Raw genomic sequence first — 19,002 nt, forward strand, 5'->3', positions numbered from 1 at the left:
TCCGGGGTTGTTGACTATGCCGGAGAGTCGGGGCACAGTCGGGCGACCGCGCCGGACTGTGCCGGGCACGGTCAGGCGGCGCGTTGGAGGAGGGTCGCGAGTTCGTCGATTTTCGCCTCGAGCTGCTTGATGTGGCCGACGGTTGCGGCTTCTTTTTCGGCGTCGTGGGTGGCGACTTTTTCGACGATCCAGGACGCGAGGGTGGCGGTGACGACACCGAGGAGTGCGATGCCTCCGAGCATGAGTCCGACGGCGATGAGGCGTCCTTGCGCGGTGATGGGTGAGAGGTCGCCGTAGCCGACGGTGGTGATGGTGACGAATGCCCACCAGATCGCGTCCCAGAAGGTTTGGATGTTGGAGGTGGTGCCGCGTTCGCTGTCGAGGACGGCGAGCGCGGCGACGAAGACGAGGAGGGTGGCGGCGGTGGAGACGTACATGACGATGCGGCCGCGTATCGCGTTCCCTGCGGTGCGTTCGAGGACGCTGAGGAGGGTGACGAGTCGGAGGATGCGGAGGGGTCGCAGCATGGGGAGGATGACGATCGCGAGGTCGAGCAGGTGGGTGTAGAACCACCGCCACCGTTTGTTGTGTGGGACGAGGATGAGGTTCGCGATGTAGTCGATGAGGAACAGTCCCCAGGTGAACCAGAGGATGGTTTCGGCGATGGTGTTCGCGGTGCCGGTGAGGTTCCCGATGACTTGCCACGCGTACGCGGTGAGGAACAGTACGGATGCGACGATGAGGGGCCACTCGGTGGCCCGCTGCCAGCGGCCCTGATTCATGTGCCTGATGCTAGTTGGTGGTGTGGCCGGCCCGGGCGTCAGATTGCCTCGCGGGCCGGCCACACCCTCTGAGTCCACGACCGCACCAGCACGACGGGTCAGGCCTCGCGCGACGTTGCCCTACACGTGGGTGCGCCCCGCGTTGGGGGTGCGGGGCGTGGGGTGCAGGTGTCGCTACTTTGAAGGTAAGGGGTGACAGTACCTGGCCGTCAAACACGGTCGGGATGCGGCGTGTCGCTAGGCTTCGGTGCCATGGTCTGGGAACCCTGGGATGCAACTGAAGACGAGCTGGTTGAGCTGCGAACCGTGCGAGAGGTGCTCCCCGTCTCGTTGCGTGCTGGGCTGCATCTCTGGTTACGGACCGCACTGGCAGATTACGGGTCTTCGCGAACATCCGAGAGCCTTGTTGCGAGGATCCAGTCCGCGTTGAGGATGACGCTCACGTTCGGTCCCGCGCTGGACACTGACGACTTGATCGACGAGGTCGAGGAGGACTACGGCGAACAGGGTCTCATGCGTCTGGTCGACTTCGCGGTTGCCCGGTATCAGGGTGTCGGTCCGACCCGGCAGGCGCCGCCGGAGGTGAGGACGTTGCAGTGGCATCTCGACGCGAACTCGTCTGCGGTCACCGTTGTAGTCAGAGACGGGTTGTTCCGTCTCGCACGTCGCCTTCCTGAAGGTGTAGAAGAAGCGGCGCAGGCCGCGGTGAACGCCGGTTCGGGGAGTGCGGGTGAGCATCTCGCACGGGCGTTGCACGCCGGTCGCGGACTGACACCTGATCCGAGTGCCGCGATGTCGGAGGCGATCAAGGCGGTGGAGGCCGCGGCGGGCCCGGTGGTGTTGCCGAATGAGAAGCGTGCACCGCAGTTGGGCAAGATCGTTGCCGCGTTGAAGGACAAGTCGGGATGGGGGCTGCGGTTCCGTCAGCGTGATGGTGGGCATCCGGACCACCGCGCGGTGTTGGTCGGGATGCTTGAGACATTGGTGTTCGCGCAGACGGATCGGCACACGGGGCGGGCGCCGACGGTTGAGGAGGCGCAGTCTCACGTGTTGTTGGCGTCGACGTTGGTGGAGTGGTTCTCGTCGGGCACGGTTGTGATGCGGCTCGCCGACTGATTTTCCTGTTGTTAATACATACGGATGTGTGTATAATGAGGGTACAACAACAGAGAGGAGGACGGATGAAGCCCAAACAGGTTCGCGAACTGATCGCAACCATCGGGGCTGTGGTTGCCGGCGTAATCACCGCAGTAGCCGCCCTGATCATAGCGATCAAGTCGTGACCGAGACGGGGCCGGAAGTAGCGTTAATACCTCCGGCCCCACCCTCAGGGTCTCATCCCAACCAGCATGAAGACAACGAACTATGCGGGCGCCGCGATGATGGCGCTGGTCGCAATCCTCGCGTTCGTCGGCGTGACACCAGTGATCGTGGGGCTGCTCGCGTTGAGCTCGGCCGCGGTGGTGCTGTCAGGCCAGTTCGCTCGGGGTGGTGTGCGGTGATCGAGTACTTGTCGCGCGCGCAGCTCGCCGAGCGCATCGGTGTGGCTGTCGGTACGCTCTCGAGATACAAGCTGCCGGAGCCGGACGCGATGATCGGCACCACTCGCGGGTGGCTGCCTGAGACCGTTGATGCGTGGAACGCTGGCCGTCCCGGTTCAGGAAACTGGCGGTAGATCGTGGAGTGGGTTATCAGCCTCGCCGCTCTCGTCGTGTCCGTCGCAGCGCTGGGGCACACGCTGTACACAGGACCCGTGTTGTTCGTGGACACGGCCACTGTGCGGCAGGTGACCGAAGATGGTGAGGAACACGTACGCGGGATCCTTCTCACCGTCTTCAACGTCGGTCGGTCGTCCCTTCCAGTGCGCAGCGTTGGGGTCGGCCCGAAGGGCAGGGACTCGATGTACGTGGCTCGGCCTGGTACGCAGATCCCCGGTGGCGCGTCCGGCGACGTGAATCCCGCATTTCCCCTGACGGTCGGAGCGGGTGAAGCCGTCGTCGTGTTCTTGACAATGGAAATCGAGGATCATTCGTTCTTGAAGATCGAGTACATGTCGCGAGGGCTTCTGCTTCGCCCGAAGCGGAAGTGGTGGACGATGGCGATCGAGCCCGGGATGCGTCCGACGCTCAGCTCCTAACCGGTCGATTCGAGATCCAGCGCCGCGACCCATGCGACGGCCATGGTTGCGACCTGAACCAACTCGGTTCGGAGCGCGGTGCGGTCGATGGGCCGAGACTCCACCGTGGCGTCGTTGAACTCCTTCGCCACCTCGCCGACCTCTTCGGCCAGGATCAGGTAGCGCTCGGTCGACAGTGCGGGCCATGACTCCATCGAGTGGTCACGGTGCTTGGCGTGAGCCCGGACCCGCTCATCGACGATCTCGCCCGCCACTTCGACGGTGGAACCTGCCAGGCAATCGGCATCGATCTCAGCCATTGCTCTCCTCCTGTACAGCCGATCCGTTCGTGAGCGTGAAGCGGTGCCCGAGATGTTCACACTCGGCGAGATCGACGTTCCACCCGATGAGCGCTGACGGATGCGATGCGGCTTCCTGTCGGCGGTTCTCGCGAAGCACGCCGAACTTCACCCGACCCTTGATGAGCACCATTGACGTGGCCGCACTGAGTGCCTCCTGGAAGACGCGAGTGTCGGTGTGCGCGGGCATGAGCACGATCACGCGCGTCCCGGAGGCTCCGAGCGATGCGGCGTACTTCACCCACGCGTCACGGGCTTCGCCGTAGGGCGGGTTCACATAGATCGAGTCCGCCCAACCCCACGGCTGCGCGAGGCCATCGTCCTCGGCGGTATAGAACCGCGTCGCCCCCGTCGGGTTGTCAGGCTCGGTGCACGGATCGAGTGTGATCGTGCCACCGAGCGCGGCGCGCACGGGCTCGAGAACGTATGCCGGCGTCAACTGGCGCTGCATGATGTGGTTCGCGGCCCGTCGACGAAGCGCGTTTGTCGAACCGGTCAGTCGTGTTGACGGGCATCAGCTCTGCTCCTGTTCGGTGGGTTTGTACGTCTGGTTCACTGCTGTTCTCCTTGCTGTTCCCGGCGGAGCCGGTACTGGTGGGTGGGCCAGTTGTTCATCCGTTCCACCCACCAGGCGACGAGGATGCTCTCGTCGACGACGCGGCGCCCGTCATGCCACTGCATCGGCATCCCGGCCCGCCGCCACCGTTTGATGGTGCGGACGGAACGGCGGACTCGTTTCGCTGCCTGCCGGTACGTCAACTGCTGGTTCATGGGTCACCTCCTCGGTGGGGTCGTAGCGGGTGAGGCACACGGTGCATTGCACGGTCCGGTGGATGGTCCCGGTGCGGTCGGGTGCCCATTCGGCGCGGACCGCGTGTTCCCCACACACCCGGCATCTGGTCGGTGACGTGCGGAGCCTCGCCGGGGTGATCCGGTACTTCGCGAGGAGCCGGCCGATCAACGTGAACAGGGTCACGTCGAGGCCGTGGTCGTCGATGACGGTCAGGTCCAGCTGTGCGATGCGGTCCTCATGGTGGATGAGCCACGCGGTGATGGTGTGTGCCGCGTCGCCCGCCTCATGCCACTGCACGGACGCTGTGAGCCTGGTGGTGAGGGCGTGGGGCGCTGGGGTGATGTGCCAGCCGATGACGGCCCCGTAGGCGGTCAGCGCCGCCCACAGGTCGTCGGCGTCCTGCATGGGTTCGATGCGGAGCGGGAGGGCAGGGTCTCGGGTTCCGTCGACGCGGGTGCGGTCGTAGTCGGTGGCGGCGAGGGGGATCATGCTGTCGCGGAGGTGCGCGATGATGACCGGGACCTGGGAGAGCTTCCACGCGTACTCGCTCATGCCTCTCCTCCAAGAGCAGCGCGGAGAGCGGCCTTCGCCCAGTGGAATGCGTCGAACGGCAAGTTGTCGGCTTCGACGTACTTGACCAGTTCGGTCGCGTACTTCGCGAGCACGGCAATCTGGTCGTCGGTGATGGTGGGTGGAGCGGAAACCACCGAGGCTTCGACGAGTTCGAGGACGGCTAGCATCATCGCCGCACCCTTCTCCCCCTCGCCTCGACGCACGTAGTCGATCGCCCCGTTGACGAGATGCTTCACCCCGTGGATGCGGTCGTGGTCAGCGTCATAACCCTTCTCGGGCTGACGCGCGCGCTCGGCGTGAACCCGGCGTGCCCACTCGTCGATCGAGGGCGTGACCACCACCGAACGACGACCCGCGTCGAACGCGATGTCGAACACGGAGCGCACGTCATGCCGGTCGGTCGGCTGATAGTCCGGCCCGTCACGGTAGACGCCCCAAGCGGCCTCGCGCGCGTCTTGGTCTGTGGGTAGAGGGCCGGACATCGGCACTGTCGCAGCTCGGCCATCACGACGGGAGCATCCGAACTTGTGGTCTCCCGTGCGCCCACATTCGAGGCACTTAGCGGGTAGAGGGGAAGTCACGACGACACCCCCTCGGGCTGCAGCCACACGAGATGACCTTCCAGGCCAGAGTTTGCGAGCGCCTCCGTCCCGGCGTACATGCGATCAGCGATGTCAGCCGCCTCGCGAAGCCCTGCGACTCGTGCGTCCTCGCTGGGTGGTGCGGACACCCGAGAAGCCAGAGCGGCGGCGGCGCGGTCAAGCAGATCGGCTGCTTCCTCCCACCCGTCAATGAGTTCCTGATCCCACTCGCCGTCCTCGTAGTCGCGGAGGCGAATCGCGTGATCGTTAAGTTCTCGAATCAGCGCTCGGGCTTCTTCTTCTGATGGGGTAGTCATCGCCGGGCCTGCTTCCGTCGGATGAGTCCCGCACCGGCCGCGACGGCGATGATCCCGGCGATGGTGAGGGGGTTGGTCATGATTCCTCCTGGGTGGTGTGGCAGGTGCAGCCCTTCCGGACCGCGCAGCCGTACGGGGTCCAGCAGCACGACCTCGAGCAGCGCGACGTCGACTGCTTCGGTACGGTCGGCGGGGTGTACACGGACACGAATGGGCGGGTCATGCTGCGTCCGCCTGTTCGGCCCGGTACGCGTCGGCCTCGTCAGCGGCGGCCGTGATCTCCGCGGCGAGCTCACGCGCCTCAGCGGGAGTGATCGTCTGTGTTGCGGCGAAGATCGAGCCGATGACGGCGACGGTCACGTTGCCGAGGTCGTCCGCTTCGGCTCGGGCGATGACACGGGTGGTGTTGCGGGTGATGGGCATGCTGGTTCTCCGTTCAGAAAGGGCAGAGGGCGGGGGCCGGTTCAGGGTCGGTGAGAGGTGGGAGGGTGGTGGGGATGCGGGCGCCGCACCGGTGCTCAGGCAGCAGCACCACCCCGTTCGGGATGGGGCGTGCCCACAGACAGGCGAGATGCCGACGCCCAGCCCGGTCCACGTGATGCCGGTACAGAGGGCGGCCTGTCAGCCGGCAGGCGATGGCGAGGTCGAGGGTGAGCGGGGTGGGGTCGACCTTCACCGGCCCCATGTAGCAGCGGAGCTGGTCGTCCCAGTCGTAGGCGAGGACACGCACCTGGCAGACACCGCACCGGTTCACTGGTCGCCCCCGTCGACGAAGTCCGTGATGCGGGCGATGAAGTGGTGGACGGCGCTCCGCTTCCCGGGTTCCGTGCGGACACGGCCCGTTTCGATCAGTGTCTGCAGTGCCGTGTCGATCTGCGCGTGCCCGGCGCCCCCGTTCGTCGCGTCGCGGACGAGGCGACGAACCTCGTTCTTCGTGGCGCCCGGGTTCAGATCGAGGACGCTGATCACGGTCCCGGTGACCTTCATGTACCGTTCCGACGTCCGCGACTTGCCTGCGTCGAACGTGAGCCGGCGGGTGGTGTCGTCGTAGTCGAGGCGCCCCTCGTCGACCTCCACGTCGCGGCCGGTGGCGCGGAAGAACCGTGACCCGGCACGGTCGCGGGTGAGCAACCATCGGACGTCAGCCCAGTCGTCGAGACGGGTGGCACCGCGGGCCCGCTCCGACCCGGTCTCATGCTCTGCACGACCGGTGTGGGTGGGGAGGATGAGCTCGGAGACCCCGGCGCGTTCCTTGATGATGTCGAGGGTGTCGAGGAACACACCGACTTCGGTGTTGTCGTTCTCGGACGCCCCGGACCCGGTGAACGCGCGCGCGAACGGGTCGACAACCCACACCCGGATGTGATTCTCGGCGAGCCACCGGACCGCCCAGTCCTCAGCGCGCGGGGTGGTGAGGGGGAGGCGGAAGCCGCGCAGGTTGAGGACGGTGACGTTCGCAGGTGCGGCGATCCCGGTTTCGCGGAGCCACCGCCGGTACATGCGCTCGTCGACCTCGTAGTTCCACAGCGCCACCCGCCCCGGTGCGTCCGCGACAGTGAACGTGTCGAGGAAGTCGTCACCGTCCGCGAGGCACCGGGCCAGGTTGTTGACGAGGGTGGTCTTCCCCGTCTTGAACTGGGCGGTGAGGAGCACGTTCGACCCGGTCGGGATGACCTGGTCGACCGTGTACGAAACGGGCTCGTCAGGCTGCTGCAGGTCCTCCTCGAGGGTCCGGTACCAGACGGGTTCACGGAAGTGCGCGGCGGCCTCTTCATCGGCGAGGAGCCGGGTCGCTTCACGGCGCGCCCGTTGGCGTTCCAGTTCCTGCGCGAGCAGCTGCTGCCGGAGGGTGTCAACGTCATCACCGACCGGGGCAGCCTCCTCCTCCGCGGTGGGTGCAGGGTGGACCTCGGTGGTTCGGGACCATTCGCCGTTGTCGTACTGAACCTGCTTCTCCACCGTCTGTGCGGGTGTGCGGTCGATGAGGCCGTGGAACGGGTCCACGCACGGGTCGACCTGCTCAACCGTGTGCACGTGCGCGAGCGCGCCCCGCAGCGACCGGTCCCACTCCGCCTCACCCTCACCGGGGCCCCGCTCCCCCGACACCGACTTCAGGAACGCGTCCCGCAACTGGTGGAGCGCCGCGGGCACCCCTATGTGTCCTTCGATGCCGAGGCGGACGAGACGCTCCGTGCCGAGCAGCATGAGCTCGTGACGGGCGCCGTGCCCGGTCGCGGTGAAGTCGACGAGGCGACGGTCGACGGCACGCTTCACGTCACGGCACGGTTCACCGTCGTTGAACAGTGCGATCGCCGCGTTCGCCGCCGCCGTGTTCAACGGGGTCCGCGCCTCACGTGTGTCCTGACGGCCGCGCGTCAGACCCTGCACCCACTTCGCGGGCAGCGGGGGCAGTTCATCGACCGTGGGGATCGTGCCGATGTGGGTGAGGCCGTCGTCGGCGATCCATTTGTACGTGTGCCCCGTGTCGGGGTGGATCGACGGCCACACGATCGCGTACCTGTGAGCGAACCGGATCACCTCGATCCCGGGGCCGACCTCGTTCGGCCATTCGAGCCCTTCGGGGATCGTGTACAGGCGGATGCCGGACACCCCGTCGTCGCGGGACGTGGTGCGCCAGGTAGCGGGAAGCCGCCCCCACGCGTGTTCCGTGTTGACGAGGGTGGCCGCGCCGGGCTTCCCCGGGTATGCGTCGATGTCGATGCCGATGACGTTCTCGGGGAGGCGGAGGGCGACGTTCCCGTGCGCGTGGTCTTCCATCCACGTCCACACGTCCGGGCCGCCCGGCCACTCCCCCGCACGCCCAGTGAACCCGGAAGGGACGGGCTTCTTCTGACGGGGCGGGAGCGGGAGAACACCACGCCACCCGGCGTCAATGTAGGCGCGTGCGGCGGCCCCGTAGACGGGCTGCTCGGGGGTCTGGGCAGGCATCACGCGGCCACCCCCGAGACCGCTAGAGTGCGACCATGACTCAGGAAATCGACAAAGCCAGCACTTCTGCCATCGGACTCACAGATGAGCAGATCGACCAGACCGCAAAGAACGTCATTGAGCTCATGGATGAGGTGTCCCGTCTCCCCGACGACATGCCGATCTCCCAAGCTCTCGCTTCCTTCTTCGTGATCCATGTCGACCACGAAGGCAAGGTCGAACCCGAGCAGAACGCGACGAACTACCACCTCCTGCGAGCCGTAATGCAGCTCGAGGTGCGCGTCCTGAAGCTGGAACGGAAGCTGCGCGCGGCGGGTGACCCCGACCTGACGTGACAGGGCAGGGCGAGTCGTCAGGGACGACGTTGCTGGTGTTGTGCTGGCCATGTGCCCGGGCGGGGAGTCGAACCCCACCTGCGACCATCCGGGCGGTGAGCGCGAACGCTCAGCGGGTGGTCAGGCTCCGCGGAGCGCTGCGATGATCGCCGGGTCGAGACCCGTGACCTGCTGGATCTGCGCGTCGTCGAGGCCGAGGCCGATCAGCTTCTGCGCCTTCGCCGCCGGGGTCTCCTCCGAAGGGGCAGCTGCGGGAGGCGTGGCGACCGGGGCGGGCGCCACGTCGGGGGTGTCGCCCAGGAGGCGGTCGACGGCCGAGGCCTTCGCGACCGTGTACTGGAACTCCTTCGGTGGGCTGAACGCCTTGTTCTTCTGCTCACCGTCGCCCGTGTAGGTCGCGGTGAAGGTGTCGCCGACGGCCGGCTTGCCCCCGTCACGCACCGCAGTACGGAACGCCTGGATGTGCTGACCCCACGACTTGATGTAGATCGTGCGGACACCGTCGTCTTCGGCATCCTCGCGCTGGCCGGTCTGGACGCTGATGAGGATCTGCTCCTGGGGACTTCCGTCGTCCCAGGTCTGCAGCGACCCGTCCTTCGGGTCTGTCCGCTGCCGGATGTCGATGCTCGTGATCTTCCCGGTGACGCTGTCACCGATGGTCGCGAACTTGGCGGTCTTCGCGCCTCCGCTGAGGAGGTCGTCGAGAGTGGACATAGGTTTCTCCTTGGTGTGTCCGTTGATGGGTGGGCCCTACGCCACGAGTGAGGCGAGGGAGCTGATGTGCGCCGGGGCGTCCGCGAAGCGGGCGCAGTCGTAGCAGCGGTCCGCGCGAGGCAGCCCGGCGATCCACACGTCGACCGCGGCGGGATCGACCGTGCGGAGCATGTTGATCTGGTCGACGATCTGGTTCGCGCGGCCGAGGGTCTGCTGGGCGGCGGCAGGGTCGAAGTGGTCCTCCCACCAGACCGCCTGCGCGAGGGACACGGCGTTGCGGGGCAGGTAGCAGATCGCCACCTTCTTCACGTCGTGGCCGGCGTTGCGGAACCCGAGCCCGTAGAGGTTGATCTGCCGGTAGTAGACCGGCGAGGGGCCACGCTTCGCCGCCGTGATGGTGGTGGGGCCGACGACCTTCCAGTCAACGACCGTCCCCTCCTGCACGTCGAACAGGTCAGACGAACCCCATACTTCGGCGTCCCCGACCCACCCGACCATCACCGGCGTCTCAACCAGCCAACGGTCACCTGCGGCCTCGAAGATCTCGGCGGCCTGCGCGTGCACGCTCGTACCGATGAACGGCAGCCAGTCGGCGTCGCGCTTCTGCTGCCAGCCGGCGAGTTTCGCGGCGAGGCAGTGGTCGCAGTCGGTGCCGAGCTCGGACGGTCCGATGGTCTTCTGCAACGACCGAGGCTGGTTCGTGATGCCGTCCTTCAGGGTGGCGATCGCCGCATGCTGGGTGCTCATCGTGAGATCCGCCGGTACTTCGCGGCGAGGGTGCCCTCGTGCATGCTGCTGACGTTGCCCACAGCACTCGGGTTCAACGGGTGCGCCTCCGTGCGAACACGGAACCGGGTCTCGCGCTTGCGCAGCCACTCCTCGTGCTCGTCCGCGTTGCCGCCCCAAGCGTTGAAGAGGCGCATCGCCCGCTCCCGCCGAGTGCTGCTGATCTTGCTGTCCGTCGGCAGAGCCTCGACGACCTCGATGACACGGCCTGCATCGCGGTTGTCTTTCGTCGCGAATCGATCGCCCACCTGAACCGGGCGGGTGGCGTCGCTCACTTGATCACCACGGACGGCGTGTTGTCGACGTAGAACTTGTCGAGCTCGACAGCCGCGACATGCGCCTTCAGCGACGCCGTGTCGATCGCGGGCTTGTACAGCTCGGGGTGCTGCGCGACCGGGTACGCCTCCGCGACAGCCTTCGCGTCGAGCCGCCGCCCGGCACGGACCTGGACGGTGTACGCGCCCGCCCGGTGAGTGCCGATGCCCTGCTCGCGGATCTGGTCGTCGATGGTGTCGAGCTGCACCTGGATGTACTCCTGGTCGAGCTTCAGCGCCACACGCCGCTCGACGAGCTCCTCGAGGGTGACGGGTTCACGGCGGATCGGGGTGATCGGGGCGCCGGGTGCTTCGTGTGCGGACATGGGTTAGTTCTCCTTGCTGGTGAGTAGTGCGGTGAGGTCGCGGACGGTCATGAACACGACCTGTTCCGCGGGGTTTGTAGTGCCGCGACGCTTCGCGACAACGAGGCCGACGGCAGCCCCGTCGTTGAGTCGCTCGTTGTTGGCTTCGTTCAGCCAGGCGCCGACCTCGAAGCGGCCGGAGTAGTTCTTGCACTCGATGACGACGCGGCGCCCATCCGGGGTTCGGACCCCGCCGATGTCGCCCTTGTCGGCAGCACCGGTCTTCACCCGACGGTCGATGCGGTCGTCGACGACGTCGGCGAGGTGGTCGGCAATGAGCCGCTCGAACGATGCCCCGGCCTTCTTGGCGGTGGCACGCGACCGGGTCATCGAGTCACCTCGTCGATAGCGGCGAGACGGCGGCGGGTGTCCGCGGCGATGCGCAGCGCACCGATGATGGCGAGGATGATCGCGACCGGCCACCACTGGATGCCGTCCTCGAGGTCGAGGGCGAGCAGCAGGAGTGCTGCTGCGACCCATCCCCACCCGTTCACCGGGTGGCCTTGCGGGAGCGTGCGATGAGCCCGGCACCGAGGGCAGTGAGGGTGATCGCGGCGATGGTGGCAGGCCAGGCGAGGAACTCGCCGCCCGTCTCCGCGAGCCGCGGGACGGGCACCGTGGGCGCTTCGGTGTACTGCGGGGTGGGTCCGACCTCACCGGTCGGCTCGATGGTGGGCACCGGGACCGGCGGCATCGGAAGGATGGGACCGGTCGGCGTGTGAGTGGGTGTCGGCCGCGGGGTCGCTGTGGGGGTGCCGGTGGGTGTGGGACGCGGCGTCTCGCTCGCCGAGGGGGTCGGCGTGGGTGTGGCCGTCACCGTCGGTGTGGGGGTGGGTTCGGGTGCGCATCCGCGGCCGACGGGCGTCTGCCCGCCTTCCCCGTGGTGCTCGTTGAACATCGACATCTGCACCCACGCGACGCACACGGTGGCCGGGTCGAGGCCGAGCGCCGACCACGGGAGGAAGCTCGTGCCGATGTAGACGCCGGACGGCTGGTTGTTCAACGCCTCGAAGTGAATGCCGTACCCGGCACCGTCGAGGGTGCGCATGTTGACGTGTCCACCGTCGGGGAACGTGACCCCCACGGGGAGGGTGATGCCGTCCTCGGCGACCGTGTACGGGGTGGGATCATCGGACCCGCCAGCGTGGGCGGGCGCTCCGAGGAGCGTGACAGCGAACGCCGTGGCGAAGCCGGCACAGACGAGGGTGCGGAGGTTCATGACTGGTCCTTTGTGGCGATCCGGGAACGGGAGACCCACTCGTCGACGTCGGTGAGCGCGTAGACGACGGTCTTCGGGGTCGGCTTGAAGTACGCGGGGCCCTGCCCCTTCTTCCGCAGCTCCTGCAGGTTCACGACTGTGATCCCAGGAACGCGGGCGGCGACCTCGGCCGGGGCGAGCCAGATGGGCTCAGCCTTCGGCCGGATCGGGGTGACGCGAGCGGTGGCGGTCACGACGCCACCGCCTCGTCGCGGAGACTCTTGGCAACGACCCCTGCCATGTCGACGCCGAGCCAACGGCAGACAGCCGCGAGTTCGACGATGTTGAACGGGCGCTCTCCGTTGAGTCGGCGACCGGCGGTGTGGGGTGCGATACCGATGACGGCGGCCATGTCGGACGCGGTGCGCTTCTGGCGAGCGAGTTCGGCCCGGATCTCCCCTGCGATCCGCTCCGATGCGTGCTTCGCTGCCACTTCCCCCTGTGCATGAAGTTCCATGCGGATAAGGATGCATGGATGTTCATGCGATGTCAACCATGCCATGCATCTTGACGAGAATTCATGCAATAGGGCAGAATCGCTGATCGTGGACAACGACTACCCCCAGCGGTTCTCTGACGCGCTCATCTCCGAGATCAAGGCCGAGATGGGTCGGCGCGACCTCATGAGCTCCCGCGCTCTCGGGCGCCTCATCGGCAAGTCATCGCAATACATGTCGGACCGTCTCGACGGCGGCAACTCAAAGACAGGCAAGCGCGTCACCTTGACGATCACCGACGTCATGCTGATCGCCAACGCCCTCGAGATCGACGCCACTGACCTCATCGACCGGGCCGAGCGCTACGCGTCTGGTGCGGAGAATGTCGTGCGCGGACGGTTCGGTGTCGGAAGGTCCCCGGAGGATCTACCTGCCGCCGCACGCACGACCGACCCGGAGTCGGGAGAGGACCAAGACTGATGCACCGAGATGCGATGCTGATAGACATGCTCGCCGCACTCGGTGTCACGGTTCAGTACACGGACCTGCACCCCGGCCGAGACGGCGAGTACATCCACGCGCTCCGCCTCGTCCGTCTCCGCAGTGGAATGAGTGAGCGCCTCCACCGCTCCGTCCTCGCGCACGAGACCGCTCACGCAGTGTTCGGAGACGAGCCCTCCATGTTCGGCCCAGCGAACGCCAAGCAGGAGCGGCGCGCTGACGAGTGGGCGGCGCTGCGACTGATCGACCACGACGCGTACGCGCGAGCCGAGTTCATTCACCACGGGCACGCGGGCGCGATTGCGCATGACCTCGGCGTCGTGCGCAGCATCGTCGAGGCATACCACCGCGTCCTGCTTCGCATCGGAGACACGGTCTATGTCGAGCCCAAGATGGGCGCCGGCCAGTGGACCCACCGCGAAGACGTTGCCTGATGGCGGGGACCATCTCGAAGTACGCCACCGCGGCCGGACCCCGCTACCGCGTCCGCTACCGGAAGCCGGACAAGTCGCAGACGGACAAGCGGGGCTTCAAGACGAAGCGTGAGGCCGAGCTCTTCCTCGCGTCCGTCACTGTGTCGAAGTCCCGGGGCGAGTACATCGACCCCACCGAGGGGCGCCGCACGATCGGGATGCTGGCTGAACAGTGGCAGACGGGGAAGCTCCCGTCGCTGAAGCCGTCTTCGCGTGAGGCAATGCTGTCGTCCTGGCGTACCCACGTGGAACCGAAGTGGGCGTCCCGTGCGGTCGCAGGCATCCGCCCCTCGGAGATCTCCGACTGGGTGGGCGAGCTCTCCGGCCGCCGGAAACCCCAGACGGTGCGCCGCGCCGTGTTCGTGCTGTCGCAGATCCTCGCGATCGCCGAACGGGACAACGTCATCCCACGCAACCCGGTGAAGGGTGTCGCGCTTCCCGCGAAGAAGCGGAAGACCGCGCGCTACCTGACGCACGCGCAGGTGGAGCTCGTCGCGACGTCGTCGCAGCACCCCGACTTCGTCCGCTTCCTCGCATACTCCGGCCTCCGGTGGGGTGAGGCGGTCGGCCTGCAGGTCGGCGACATGAACATGCTCCGCCGCCGTGTCGCCGTCGAGCGGAACGCGGTCCTCGTGCGCGGCGTCTACGAGATCGGCACCCCGAAATCAGGTGAGCGACGAGAGGTGCCGATGCCGGTGTTTCTCGTTCCGCAGCTCGCTCGAGCGTGTGAGGGGAAGCCTCGCGACGGGTACGTGTTCGGCGACGGTGCGCAGCCGCTCCCCTACCCGAACGCCGGCTCAGGCTGGTTCGTCGGCGCAGTCCGTCGTGCGCAAGCGATCGACGAGACGCTCCCCGAGATCACGCCGCACGACCTCCGCCACACCGCGGCATCCCTCGCGATCCAGGCCGGCGCGCACGTGAAGGCCGTGCAGCGGATGCTCGGCCACGCGTCGGCAGCGATGACCCTCGACGTCTACGCAGACCTGTTCGACGACGACCTCGACATCGTCGCGACGGCGATGAGCGAGGCACGCGCCGCGGCCGTCTCGTAGCGCTAACGTAGGAACACGGCGAGGCCCGGATCTCTACTCCGAACCCCGCCGTGTCCATCACTGCTTACTTACCGGTGCGCTTGGTGGGCTTCTCCACGACGGTCGTCCGCGGGTTGCGGGCGGCCGTCGTCTTCTTGACGAAGCGTCCGGTGATCGCGCTGCGCGCGTGTCCCTTCGAGGCCATGTCTTCACCTCCCTTCGAATGAAATGTGGGCAAAACGTGGGCAAGCCCCCGATGAGAGGCTCGCGAGGAGCACTCCGCATCGGGGGCTTGCGATCGAAGCCCGCCCACGTTTTAGGCATCGATCAGGCATTTTAGAAGTCCCAGTCCTCGTCTTCGGTCGCGACGGCCTTGCCGATGACGTACGACGAGCCCGACCCGCTGAAGAAGTCGTGGTTCTCGTCGGCGTTCGGCGAGAGGGCCGAAAGGATCGCGGGGTTCACGTTGGTGACACTCGAGGGGAACATCGGCTCGTAGCCGAGGTTCATGAGCGCCTTGTTCGCGTTGTAGTGCAGGAACTTCTTGACGTCCTCGGTGAGGCCGACGCCGTCGTAGAGGTCCTGCGTGTACTGCACCTCGTTGTCGTAGAGCTCGTACAGGAGCGAGAACGTGTAGTCCTTGATCTCGTCGCGCTCCGCGGGCGTCAGCTTTTCGAGACCCTTCTGGAACTTGTAGCCGATGTAGTAGCCGTGCACGGCCTCGTCACGGATGATGAGGCGGATGATGTCGGCCGTGTTCGTCAGCTTGGCCTTGCTCGACCAGTACAGCGGCAGGTAGAACCCCGAGTAGAACAGGAACGACTCGAGCAGGGTCGAGGCGACCTTGCGCTTGAGCGGCTCGTCGCCACGGTAGTAGTCCATGACGATCTGCGCCTTGCGCTGCAGGTTCGGGTTCTCGACCGACCAGCGGAACGCGTCGTCGATCTCGGGCGTCGAGCACAGCGTCGAGAAGATCGACGAGTAGCTCTTGGCGTGCACCGACTCCATGAACGCGATGTTCGTGTAGACGGCCTCCTCGTGCGGGGTGATCGCATCGGGGATGAGCGAGACGGCGCCGACGGTGCCCTGGATCGTGTCGAGCAGGGTGAGGCCGGTGAACACCCGCATCGTGAGCGTCTGCTCCTCGGGGGTGAGCGTGTTCCACGACTGGATGTCGTTGGACAGCGGCACCTTCTCGGGCAGCCAGAAGTTGTTCACGAGACGGTTCCAGACCTCGAGGTCCTTCTCGTCCTGGATGCGGTTCCAGTTGATCGCCTGCACGTGGTCGACGAGCTTCAGCGGTTCGGGGGTCATGGTCGTTCCTTGGGAATCGGTCGTTGAGCGAGCGAGCCGCGGCTCAGAGCATGCAGGAGACGCACTCGGACATGTCGGTGCCCTCGAGCGCCAGCTGACGCAGGCGGATGTAGTAGATCGTCTTGATGCCCTTGCGCCAGGCGTAGATCTGCGCGCGGTTGATGTCGCGCGTGGTGGCGGTGTCCTTGAAGAACAGCGTCAGCGACAGTCCCTGGTCCACGTGCTGCGTCGCCGCGGCGTACGTGTCGATGACCTTCTCGTAGCCGATCTCGTACGCGTCCTCGTAGTACTCGAGGTTGTCGTTCGTCATGAACGGCGCCGGGTAGTAGACGCGGCCGATCTTGCCTTCCTTGCGGATCTCGATCTTCGACGCGATCGGGTGGATCGAGCTCGTCGAGTTGTTGATGTACGAGATCGAGCCGGTCGGCGGCACGGCCTGGAGGTTCTGGTTGTAGATGCCGTGCTCCTGGATCGACGCCTTCAGCGCCGTCCAGTCCGCCTGCGTCGGGATGTGGATGCCGGCGAACAGCTCCTTGACCTTCTCGGTCTGCGGCACCCACTCCTGCTCGATGTACTTGTCGAAGAACTCCCCCGACGCGTAGGTCGAGTCGGCGAAGCCGTCGAAGGTGGTCTTCCGCTCGATCGCGATGTTGTTCGAGGCGCGCAGCGCGTGGAACAGCACCGTGTAGAAGTAGATGTTCGTGAAGTCCAGGCCCTCTTCCGAGCCGTAGCGGACGTGCTCGCGGGCGAGGTAGCCGTGCAGGTTCATCTGGCCCAGGCCGATGGCGTGCGAGCGGTCGTTGCCGTCCTCGATCGAGCGGACCGAGCGGATGTGGCTCTGGTCGCTGACCGCGGTGAGGGCGCGGATGCTCGTCTCCACCGTGCCCGCGAGGTCCTTGCCGTCCATCGCGAGGGCGATGTTCATCGAGCCCAGGTTGCAGGAGATGTCCTTGCCGATCTGGCCGTACGAGAGGTCCTCGTTGTAGGTGGTCGGCGTGTTGACCTGGAGGATCTCCGAGCACAGGTTCGACATGTTGATCCGGCCCTTGATGGGGTTCGCCCGGTTCACCGTGTCCTCGAACATGATGTACGGGTAGCCCGACTCGAACTGGATCTCGGCGATCGTCTGGAAGAAGTCGCGCGCCTTGATCTTCGTCTTCTTGATGCGGGCGTCGTCGACCATCTCGCGGTACTTCTCGGTGACCGAGATGTCGCCGAAGGGCACGCCGTAGACCTTCTCGACGTCGTACGGCGAGAACAGGTACATGTCCTCGTCGTTCTTGGCGAGCTCGAACGTGATGTCGGGCACGACGACGCCGAGCGACAGCGTCTTGATGCGGATCTTCTCGTCGGCGTTCTCGCGCTTGGTGTCGAGGAACTTCATGATGTCGGGGTGGTGCGCCGAGAGGTAGACGGCACCGGCGCCCTGACGCGCACCGAGCTGGTTGGCGTAGCTGAAGCTGTCTTCGAGGAGCTTCATGACGGGGATGATGCCGCTGGACTGGTTCTCGATCTGCTTGATCGGGGCGCCCGCCTCGCGGATGTTCGAGAGCAGGAGCGCCACGCCGCCGCCGCGCTTGGACAGCTGCAGGGCGGAGTTGATGCCGCGGGCGATCGACTCCATGTTGTCCTCGATGCGCAGCAGGAAGCACGAGACGAGCTCGCCGCGCTGGGCCTTGCCGGTGTTGAGGAACGTCGGGGTGGCCGGCTGGAAGCGGCCGGAGATGATCTCGTCGACGAGCTGCTCGGCGAGGGTCTCGTCGCCGTCGGCGAGGCCGAGGGCGGTCATGACGACACGGTCCTCGAAGCGCTCGAGGTAGCGCTTCCCGTCGAAGGTCTTGAGCGTGTAGCTCGTGTAGTACTTGAAGGCGCCGAGGAAGGTCTCGAAGCGGAACTTCGCGCCGTAGGCGCGGTCGTTCAGACGCTGGATGAAGTCGAACGAGTACTTCTCGAGGACGGCGCCCTCGTAGTATTCCTTCTCGACCAGGTAGTCCAGGCGCTCCTTGAGGGAGTGGAAGAACACCGTGTTCTGGTTGACGTGCTGCAGGAAGTACTCCCGCGCGGCGCGCTTGTCGGCGTCGAACTGGATCTTGCCGTCCGCTCCGTAGAGGTTCAGCATCGCGTTCAGCGCGTGGTAGTCGAGTCCCTCGAACCGCTCATCGGTCTTGAAGGTCGTGTCGGTCACTGCAGCTTCCACCATCGTTCCAATCCGTCGGTCACCCGATCGACGTCGTCCTGCGTGCCGAACAGTTCCAGCTTGTACAGGTGCGGCACGTGGCACTTGCGGCTGATGATGTCCCCGGCGGCGCAGAAGGCGTCGCCGAAGTTGGTGTTTCCTGCGGAGATGACTCCGCGGAGCAGGGACCGGTTGGCCTCGTCGTTGAGGAAGCGGATGACCTGCTTGGGGACCGCGCCCTTCTCCTCGCCGCGCCCCTGGCCCCCGCCGTAGGTGGGTGTCACGAGCACGAACGGCTCGTCCACCACCAGGGCGGGGTCGGAGGCGTGGAGCGGAAGGCGGAGCGCCGGCATCCCGAGCTTCTCGATGAAACGCGCCGTGTTGCCCGACACGCTCGAGAAGTAGACGAGCAGCGGTGCGTCGGTTGCGGTCAGCATCTCAGCGCACCCCGCTCTCTCTCGGATTACGCGAGCCGGGAGGCCAGCTCGTCGATCTTGTCGGGACGGAATCCCGACCAGTGGTCCTCGTCGGTGACGACGACCGGGGCCTGCAGGTAGCCGAGCGACTTGACGTGCTCGAGCGCCGCCGGGTCCTCCGACAGGTCGAGGATCTGGTAGTCGATGCCCTTCGAGTCCAGCGCCCGGTAGGTCGCATTGCACTGAACGCAGGACGGCTTCGTGTAGACCGTGATCGCCATGGTGATCCGCCTTTCCCCTCTCAAAAACCTGGTGTGTGTCGGCGGTGCCTCCGCCGGGAGTCCAATACTACATATGGGTACGGACATTGGGGGCAACCACAAGGGATAGTAGTTACATCCGTGTAGTTTTC

30 protein-coding genes are annotated in these 19,002 nt (G+C 66.2%); 7 read left to right on the plus strand and 23 right to left on the minus strand.

The features are described 5' to 3' along the window. Window positions 1-71: 71 nt before the first annotated feature. Entirely contained in the window at window positions 72-782 is a 711-nt protein-coding gene (locus tag ACPWUT_RS09670) for a potassium channel family protein (protein WP_425836985.1), read from the minus strand. A 432-nt stretch (window positions 783-1,214) separates the two neighbouring features. Between ACPWUT_RS09670 and ACPWUT_RS09675 the strand changes: the two genes are divergently transcribed. From ACPWUT_RS09675 to ACPWUT_RS09685, 3 genes are all read left to right on the plus strand, one after another. Continuing rightward, window positions 1,215-1,898 carry a hypothetical protein gene (locus ACPWUT_RS09675; RefSeq protein WP_425836988.1) on the plus strand — a complete coding sequence of 228 codons (684 nt, stop codon included), beginning with the start codon at window positions 1,215-1,217 and terminating at the stop codon, window positions 1,896-1,898. Between the two features lie 233 nt (window positions 1,899-2,131). Beyond that, window positions 2,132-2,284, plus strand: coding sequence for a hypothetical protein (locus tag ACPWUT_RS09680; protein WP_425836991.1), 153 nt, complete (start codon window positions 2,132-2,134; stop codon window positions 2,282-2,284). A gap of 176 nt (window positions 2,285-2,460) precedes the next feature. After that, window positions 2,461-2,919, plus strand: coding sequence for a hypothetical protein (locus ACPWUT_RS09685; RefSeq protein ID WP_425836994.1), 459 nt, complete (start codon window positions 2,461-2,463; stop codon window positions 2,917-2,919). On the opposite strand, the gene ACPWUT_RS09690 is transcribed toward ACPWUT_RS09685, so the two are convergent. The 9 genes from ACPWUT_RS09690 to ACPWUT_RS09730 form a co-directional block, all read right to left on the minus strand. Beyond that, window positions 2,916-3,218: a hypothetical protein gene (locus tag ACPWUT_RS09690; RefSeq protein WP_425836997.1), complete on the minus strand. Its 303-nt coding sequence runs from the start codon at window positions 3,216-3,218 to the stop codon at window positions 2,916-2,918. The two genes, ACPWUT_RS09685 and ACPWUT_RS09690, sit on opposite strands and share 4 nt — an antisense overlap. Next, a complete protein-coding gene (locus ACPWUT_RS09695; protein ID WP_425842251.1) occupies window positions 3,211-3,756 on the minus strand; it encodes a DNA N-6-adenine-methyltransferase in 546 nt (181 codons plus the stop codon). Before ACPWUT_RS09695 ends, ACPWUT_RS09690 begins: the two co-directional genes overlap by 8 nt. A 53-nt stretch (window positions 3,757-3,809) precedes the next feature. Then, window positions 3,810-3,938 carry a hypothetical protein gene (locus tag ACPWUT_RS09700; RefSeq protein ID WP_425837000.1) on the minus strand — a complete coding sequence of 43 codons (129 nt, stop codon included), beginning with the start codon at window positions 3,936-3,938 and terminating at the stop codon, window positions 3,810-3,812. After that, window positions 3,925-4,602 carry a hypothetical protein gene (locus ACPWUT_RS09705; RefSeq protein WP_425837003.1) on the minus strand — a complete coding sequence of 226 codons (678 nt, stop codon included), beginning with the start codon at window positions 4,600-4,602 and terminating at the stop codon, window positions 3,925-3,927. Before ACPWUT_RS09705 ends, ACPWUT_RS09700 begins: the two co-directional genes overlap by 14 nt. Further along, a complete protein-coding gene (locus ACPWUT_RS09710) occupies window positions 4,599-5,000 on the minus strand; it encodes a hypothetical protein (protein WP_425837006.1) in 402 nt (133 codons plus the stop codon). Before ACPWUT_RS09710 ends, ACPWUT_RS09705 begins: the two co-directional genes overlap by 4 nt. 200 nt (window positions 5,001-5,200) lie before the next feature. After that, window positions 5,201-5,521 (minus strand): hypothetical protein, encoded by a 321-nt coding sequence (locus tag ACPWUT_RS09715; protein ID WP_425837009.1) that lies wholly within the window; start codon window positions 5,519-5,521, stop codon window positions 5,201-5,203. A gap of 219 nt (window positions 5,522-5,740) precedes the next feature. Beyond that, window positions 5,741-5,944: a hypothetical protein gene (locus tag ACPWUT_RS09720; RefSeq protein ID WP_425837012.1), complete on the minus strand. Its 204-nt coding sequence runs from the start codon at window positions 5,942-5,944 to the stop codon at window positions 5,741-5,743. Window positions 5,945-5,957: 13 nt separating this feature from the next. Then, window positions 5,958-6,251, minus strand: a complete 294-nt coding sequence (locus ACPWUT_RS09725) for a hypothetical protein (RefSeq protein ID WP_425837015.1) — start codon at window positions 6,249-6,251, stop codon at window positions 5,958-5,960. 20 nt (window positions 6,252-6,271) lie between these two features. Then, the gene (locus tag ACPWUT_RS09730) at window positions 6,272-8,470 is read right to left on the minus strand and encodes an AAA family ATPase (protein WP_425837018.1); all 2,199 of its coding nucleotides are present in this window, start codon (window positions 8,468-8,470) and stop codon (window positions 6,272-6,274) included. A gap of 35 nt (window positions 8,471-8,505) precedes the next feature. Here ACPWUT_RS09730 and ACPWUT_RS09735 point away from each other — a divergent pair, with 35 nt between their 5' ends. Next, complete coding sequence (locus tag ACPWUT_RS09735; protein WP_425837021.1) at window positions 8,506-8,805, plus strand: hypothetical protein; 300 nt, start codon at window positions 8,506-8,508, stop codon at window positions 8,803-8,805. A 120-nt stretch (window positions 8,806-8,925) separates the two neighbouring features. Here the strand turns inward: ACPWUT_RS09735 and ACPWUT_RS09740 are convergent, their stop codons facing one another. Genes ACPWUT_RS09740 through ACPWUT_RS09780 form a run of 9 tightly spaced genes read right to left on the minus strand, consistent with a single transcriptional unit; the run spans window position 8,926 to window position 12,699 of the window. Next, a complete protein-coding gene (locus ACPWUT_RS09740; RefSeq protein ID WP_425837024.1) occupies window positions 8,926-9,519 on the minus strand; it encodes a hypothetical protein in 594 nt (197 codons plus the stop codon). Window positions 9,520-9,555: 36 nt separating this feature from the next. Beyond that, the gene (locus ACPWUT_RS09745; RefSeq protein WP_425837027.1) at window positions 9,556-10,266 is read right to left on the minus strand and encodes a hypothetical protein; all 711 of its coding nucleotides are present in this window, start codon (window positions 10,264-10,266) and stop codon (window positions 9,556-9,558) included. After that, window positions 10,263-10,580, minus strand: a complete 318-nt coding sequence (locus ACPWUT_RS09750; RefSeq protein WP_425837035.1) for a hypothetical protein — start codon at window positions 10,578-10,580, stop codon at window positions 10,263-10,265. The genes ACPWUT_RS09745 and ACPWUT_RS09750 overlap by 4 nt, the downstream gene beginning before the upstream one ends. Continuing rightward, window positions 10,577-10,945: a hypothetical protein gene (locus ACPWUT_RS09755; protein ID WP_425837038.1), complete on the minus strand. Its 369-nt coding sequence runs from the start codon at window positions 10,943-10,945 to the stop codon at window positions 10,577-10,579. Before ACPWUT_RS09755 ends, ACPWUT_RS09750 begins: the two co-directional genes overlap by 4 nt. 3 nt (window positions 10,946-10,948) lie before the next feature. Further along, the gene (locus tag ACPWUT_RS09760; RefSeq protein ID WP_425837041.1) at window positions 10,949-11,314 is read right to left on the minus strand and encodes a putative PDDEXK endonuclease; all 366 of its coding nucleotides are present in this window, start codon (window positions 11,312-11,314) and stop codon (window positions 10,949-10,951) included. Then, on the minus strand, window positions 11,311-11,478 hold the full coding sequence (locus ACPWUT_RS09765; protein WP_425837044.1) for a hypothetical protein: 168 nt from the start codon (window positions 11,476-11,478) through the stop codon (window positions 11,311-11,313). Before ACPWUT_RS09765 ends, ACPWUT_RS09760 begins: the two co-directional genes overlap by 4 nt. Next, complete coding sequence (locus ACPWUT_RS09770) at window positions 11,475-12,203, minus strand: hypothetical protein (RefSeq protein ID WP_425837047.1); 729 nt, start codon at window positions 12,201-12,203, stop codon at window positions 11,475-11,477. Before ACPWUT_RS09770 ends, ACPWUT_RS09765 begins: the two co-directional genes overlap by 4 nt. Beyond that, complete coding sequence (locus tag ACPWUT_RS09775; RefSeq protein WP_425837050.1) at window positions 12,200-12,436, minus strand: helix-turn-helix transcriptional regulator; 237 nt, start codon at window positions 12,434-12,436, stop codon at window positions 12,200-12,202. Before ACPWUT_RS09775 ends, ACPWUT_RS09770 begins: the two co-directional genes overlap by 4 nt. After that, a complete protein-coding gene (locus tag ACPWUT_RS09780) occupies window positions 12,433-12,699 on the minus strand; it encodes a hypothetical protein (protein ID WP_425837053.1) in 267 nt (88 codons plus the stop codon). The genes ACPWUT_RS09775 and ACPWUT_RS09780 overlap by 4 nt, the downstream gene beginning before the upstream one ends. Window positions 12,700-12,742: 43 nt before the next feature. Between ACPWUT_RS09780 and ACPWUT_RS09785 the strand changes: the two genes are divergently transcribed. The 3 genes from ACPWUT_RS09785 to ACPWUT_RS09795 are packed head-to-tail and all read left to right on the plus strand — an operon-like array spanning window position 12,743 to window position 14,705. Then, window positions 12,743-13,159, plus strand: a complete 417-nt coding sequence (locus ACPWUT_RS09785) for a hypothetical protein (protein ID WP_425837056.1) — start codon at window positions 12,743-12,745, stop codon at window positions 13,157-13,159. Window positions 13,160-13,185: 26 nt separating this feature from the next. Beyond that, complete coding sequence (locus ACPWUT_RS09790; protein WP_425837059.1) at window positions 13,186-13,614, plus strand: ImmA/IrrE family metallo-endopeptidase; 429 nt, start codon at window positions 13,186-13,188, stop codon at window positions 13,612-13,614. Then, entirely contained in the window at window positions 13,614-14,705 is a 1,092-nt protein-coding gene (locus ACPWUT_RS09795; RefSeq protein WP_425837062.1) for a tyrosine-type recombinase/integrase, read from the plus strand. The genes ACPWUT_RS09790 and ACPWUT_RS09795 overlap by 1 nt, the downstream gene beginning before the upstream one ends. Window positions 14,706-15,020: 315 nt before the next feature. Here ACPWUT_RS09795 and nrdF read toward each other — a convergent pair whose 3' ends face one another. Genes nrdF through nrdH form a run of 4 tightly spaced genes read right to left on the minus strand, consistent with a single transcriptional unit; the run spans window position 15,021 to window position 18,871 of the window. After that, on the minus strand, window positions 15,021-15,998 hold the full coding sequence (gene nrdF / locus ACPWUT_RS09800; RefSeq protein WP_284527703.1) for a class 1b ribonucleoside-diphosphate reductase subunit beta: 978 nt from the start codon (window positions 15,996-15,998) through the stop codon (window positions 15,021-15,023). A 43-nt stretch (window positions 15,999-16,041) separates the two neighbouring features. Continuing rightward, complete coding sequence (gene nrdE, locus ACPWUT_RS09805) at window positions 16,042-18,198, minus strand: class 1b ribonucleoside-diphosphate reductase subunit alpha (protein ID WP_284527704.1); 2,157 nt, start codon at window positions 18,196-18,198, stop codon at window positions 16,042-16,044. Continuing rightward, window positions 18,180-18,611 (minus strand): class Ib ribonucleoside-diphosphate reductase assembly flavoprotein NrdI, encoded by a 432-nt coding sequence (gene nrdI / locus ACPWUT_RS09810; protein ID WP_425837067.1) that lies wholly within the window; start codon window positions 18,609-18,611, stop codon window positions 18,180-18,182. The genes nrdE and nrdI overlap by 19 nt, the downstream gene beginning before the upstream one ends. Before the next feature lie 26 nt (window positions 18,612-18,637). Continuing rightward, the gene (gene nrdH / locus ACPWUT_RS09815) at window positions 18,638-18,871 is read right to left on the minus strand and encodes a glutaredoxin-like protein NrdH (RefSeq protein WP_284527706.1); all 234 of its coding nucleotides are present in this window, start codon (window positions 18,869-18,871) and stop codon (window positions 18,638-18,640) included. Window positions 18,872-19,002 lie beyond the last annotated feature (131 nt).

It is taken from the genome of Microbacterium sp. PA5 (assembly GCF_049860775.1).
In the GTDB taxonomy this organism is placed as follows: domain Bacteria; phylum Actinomycetota; class Actinomycetes; order Actinomycetales; family Microbacteriaceae; genus Microbacterium.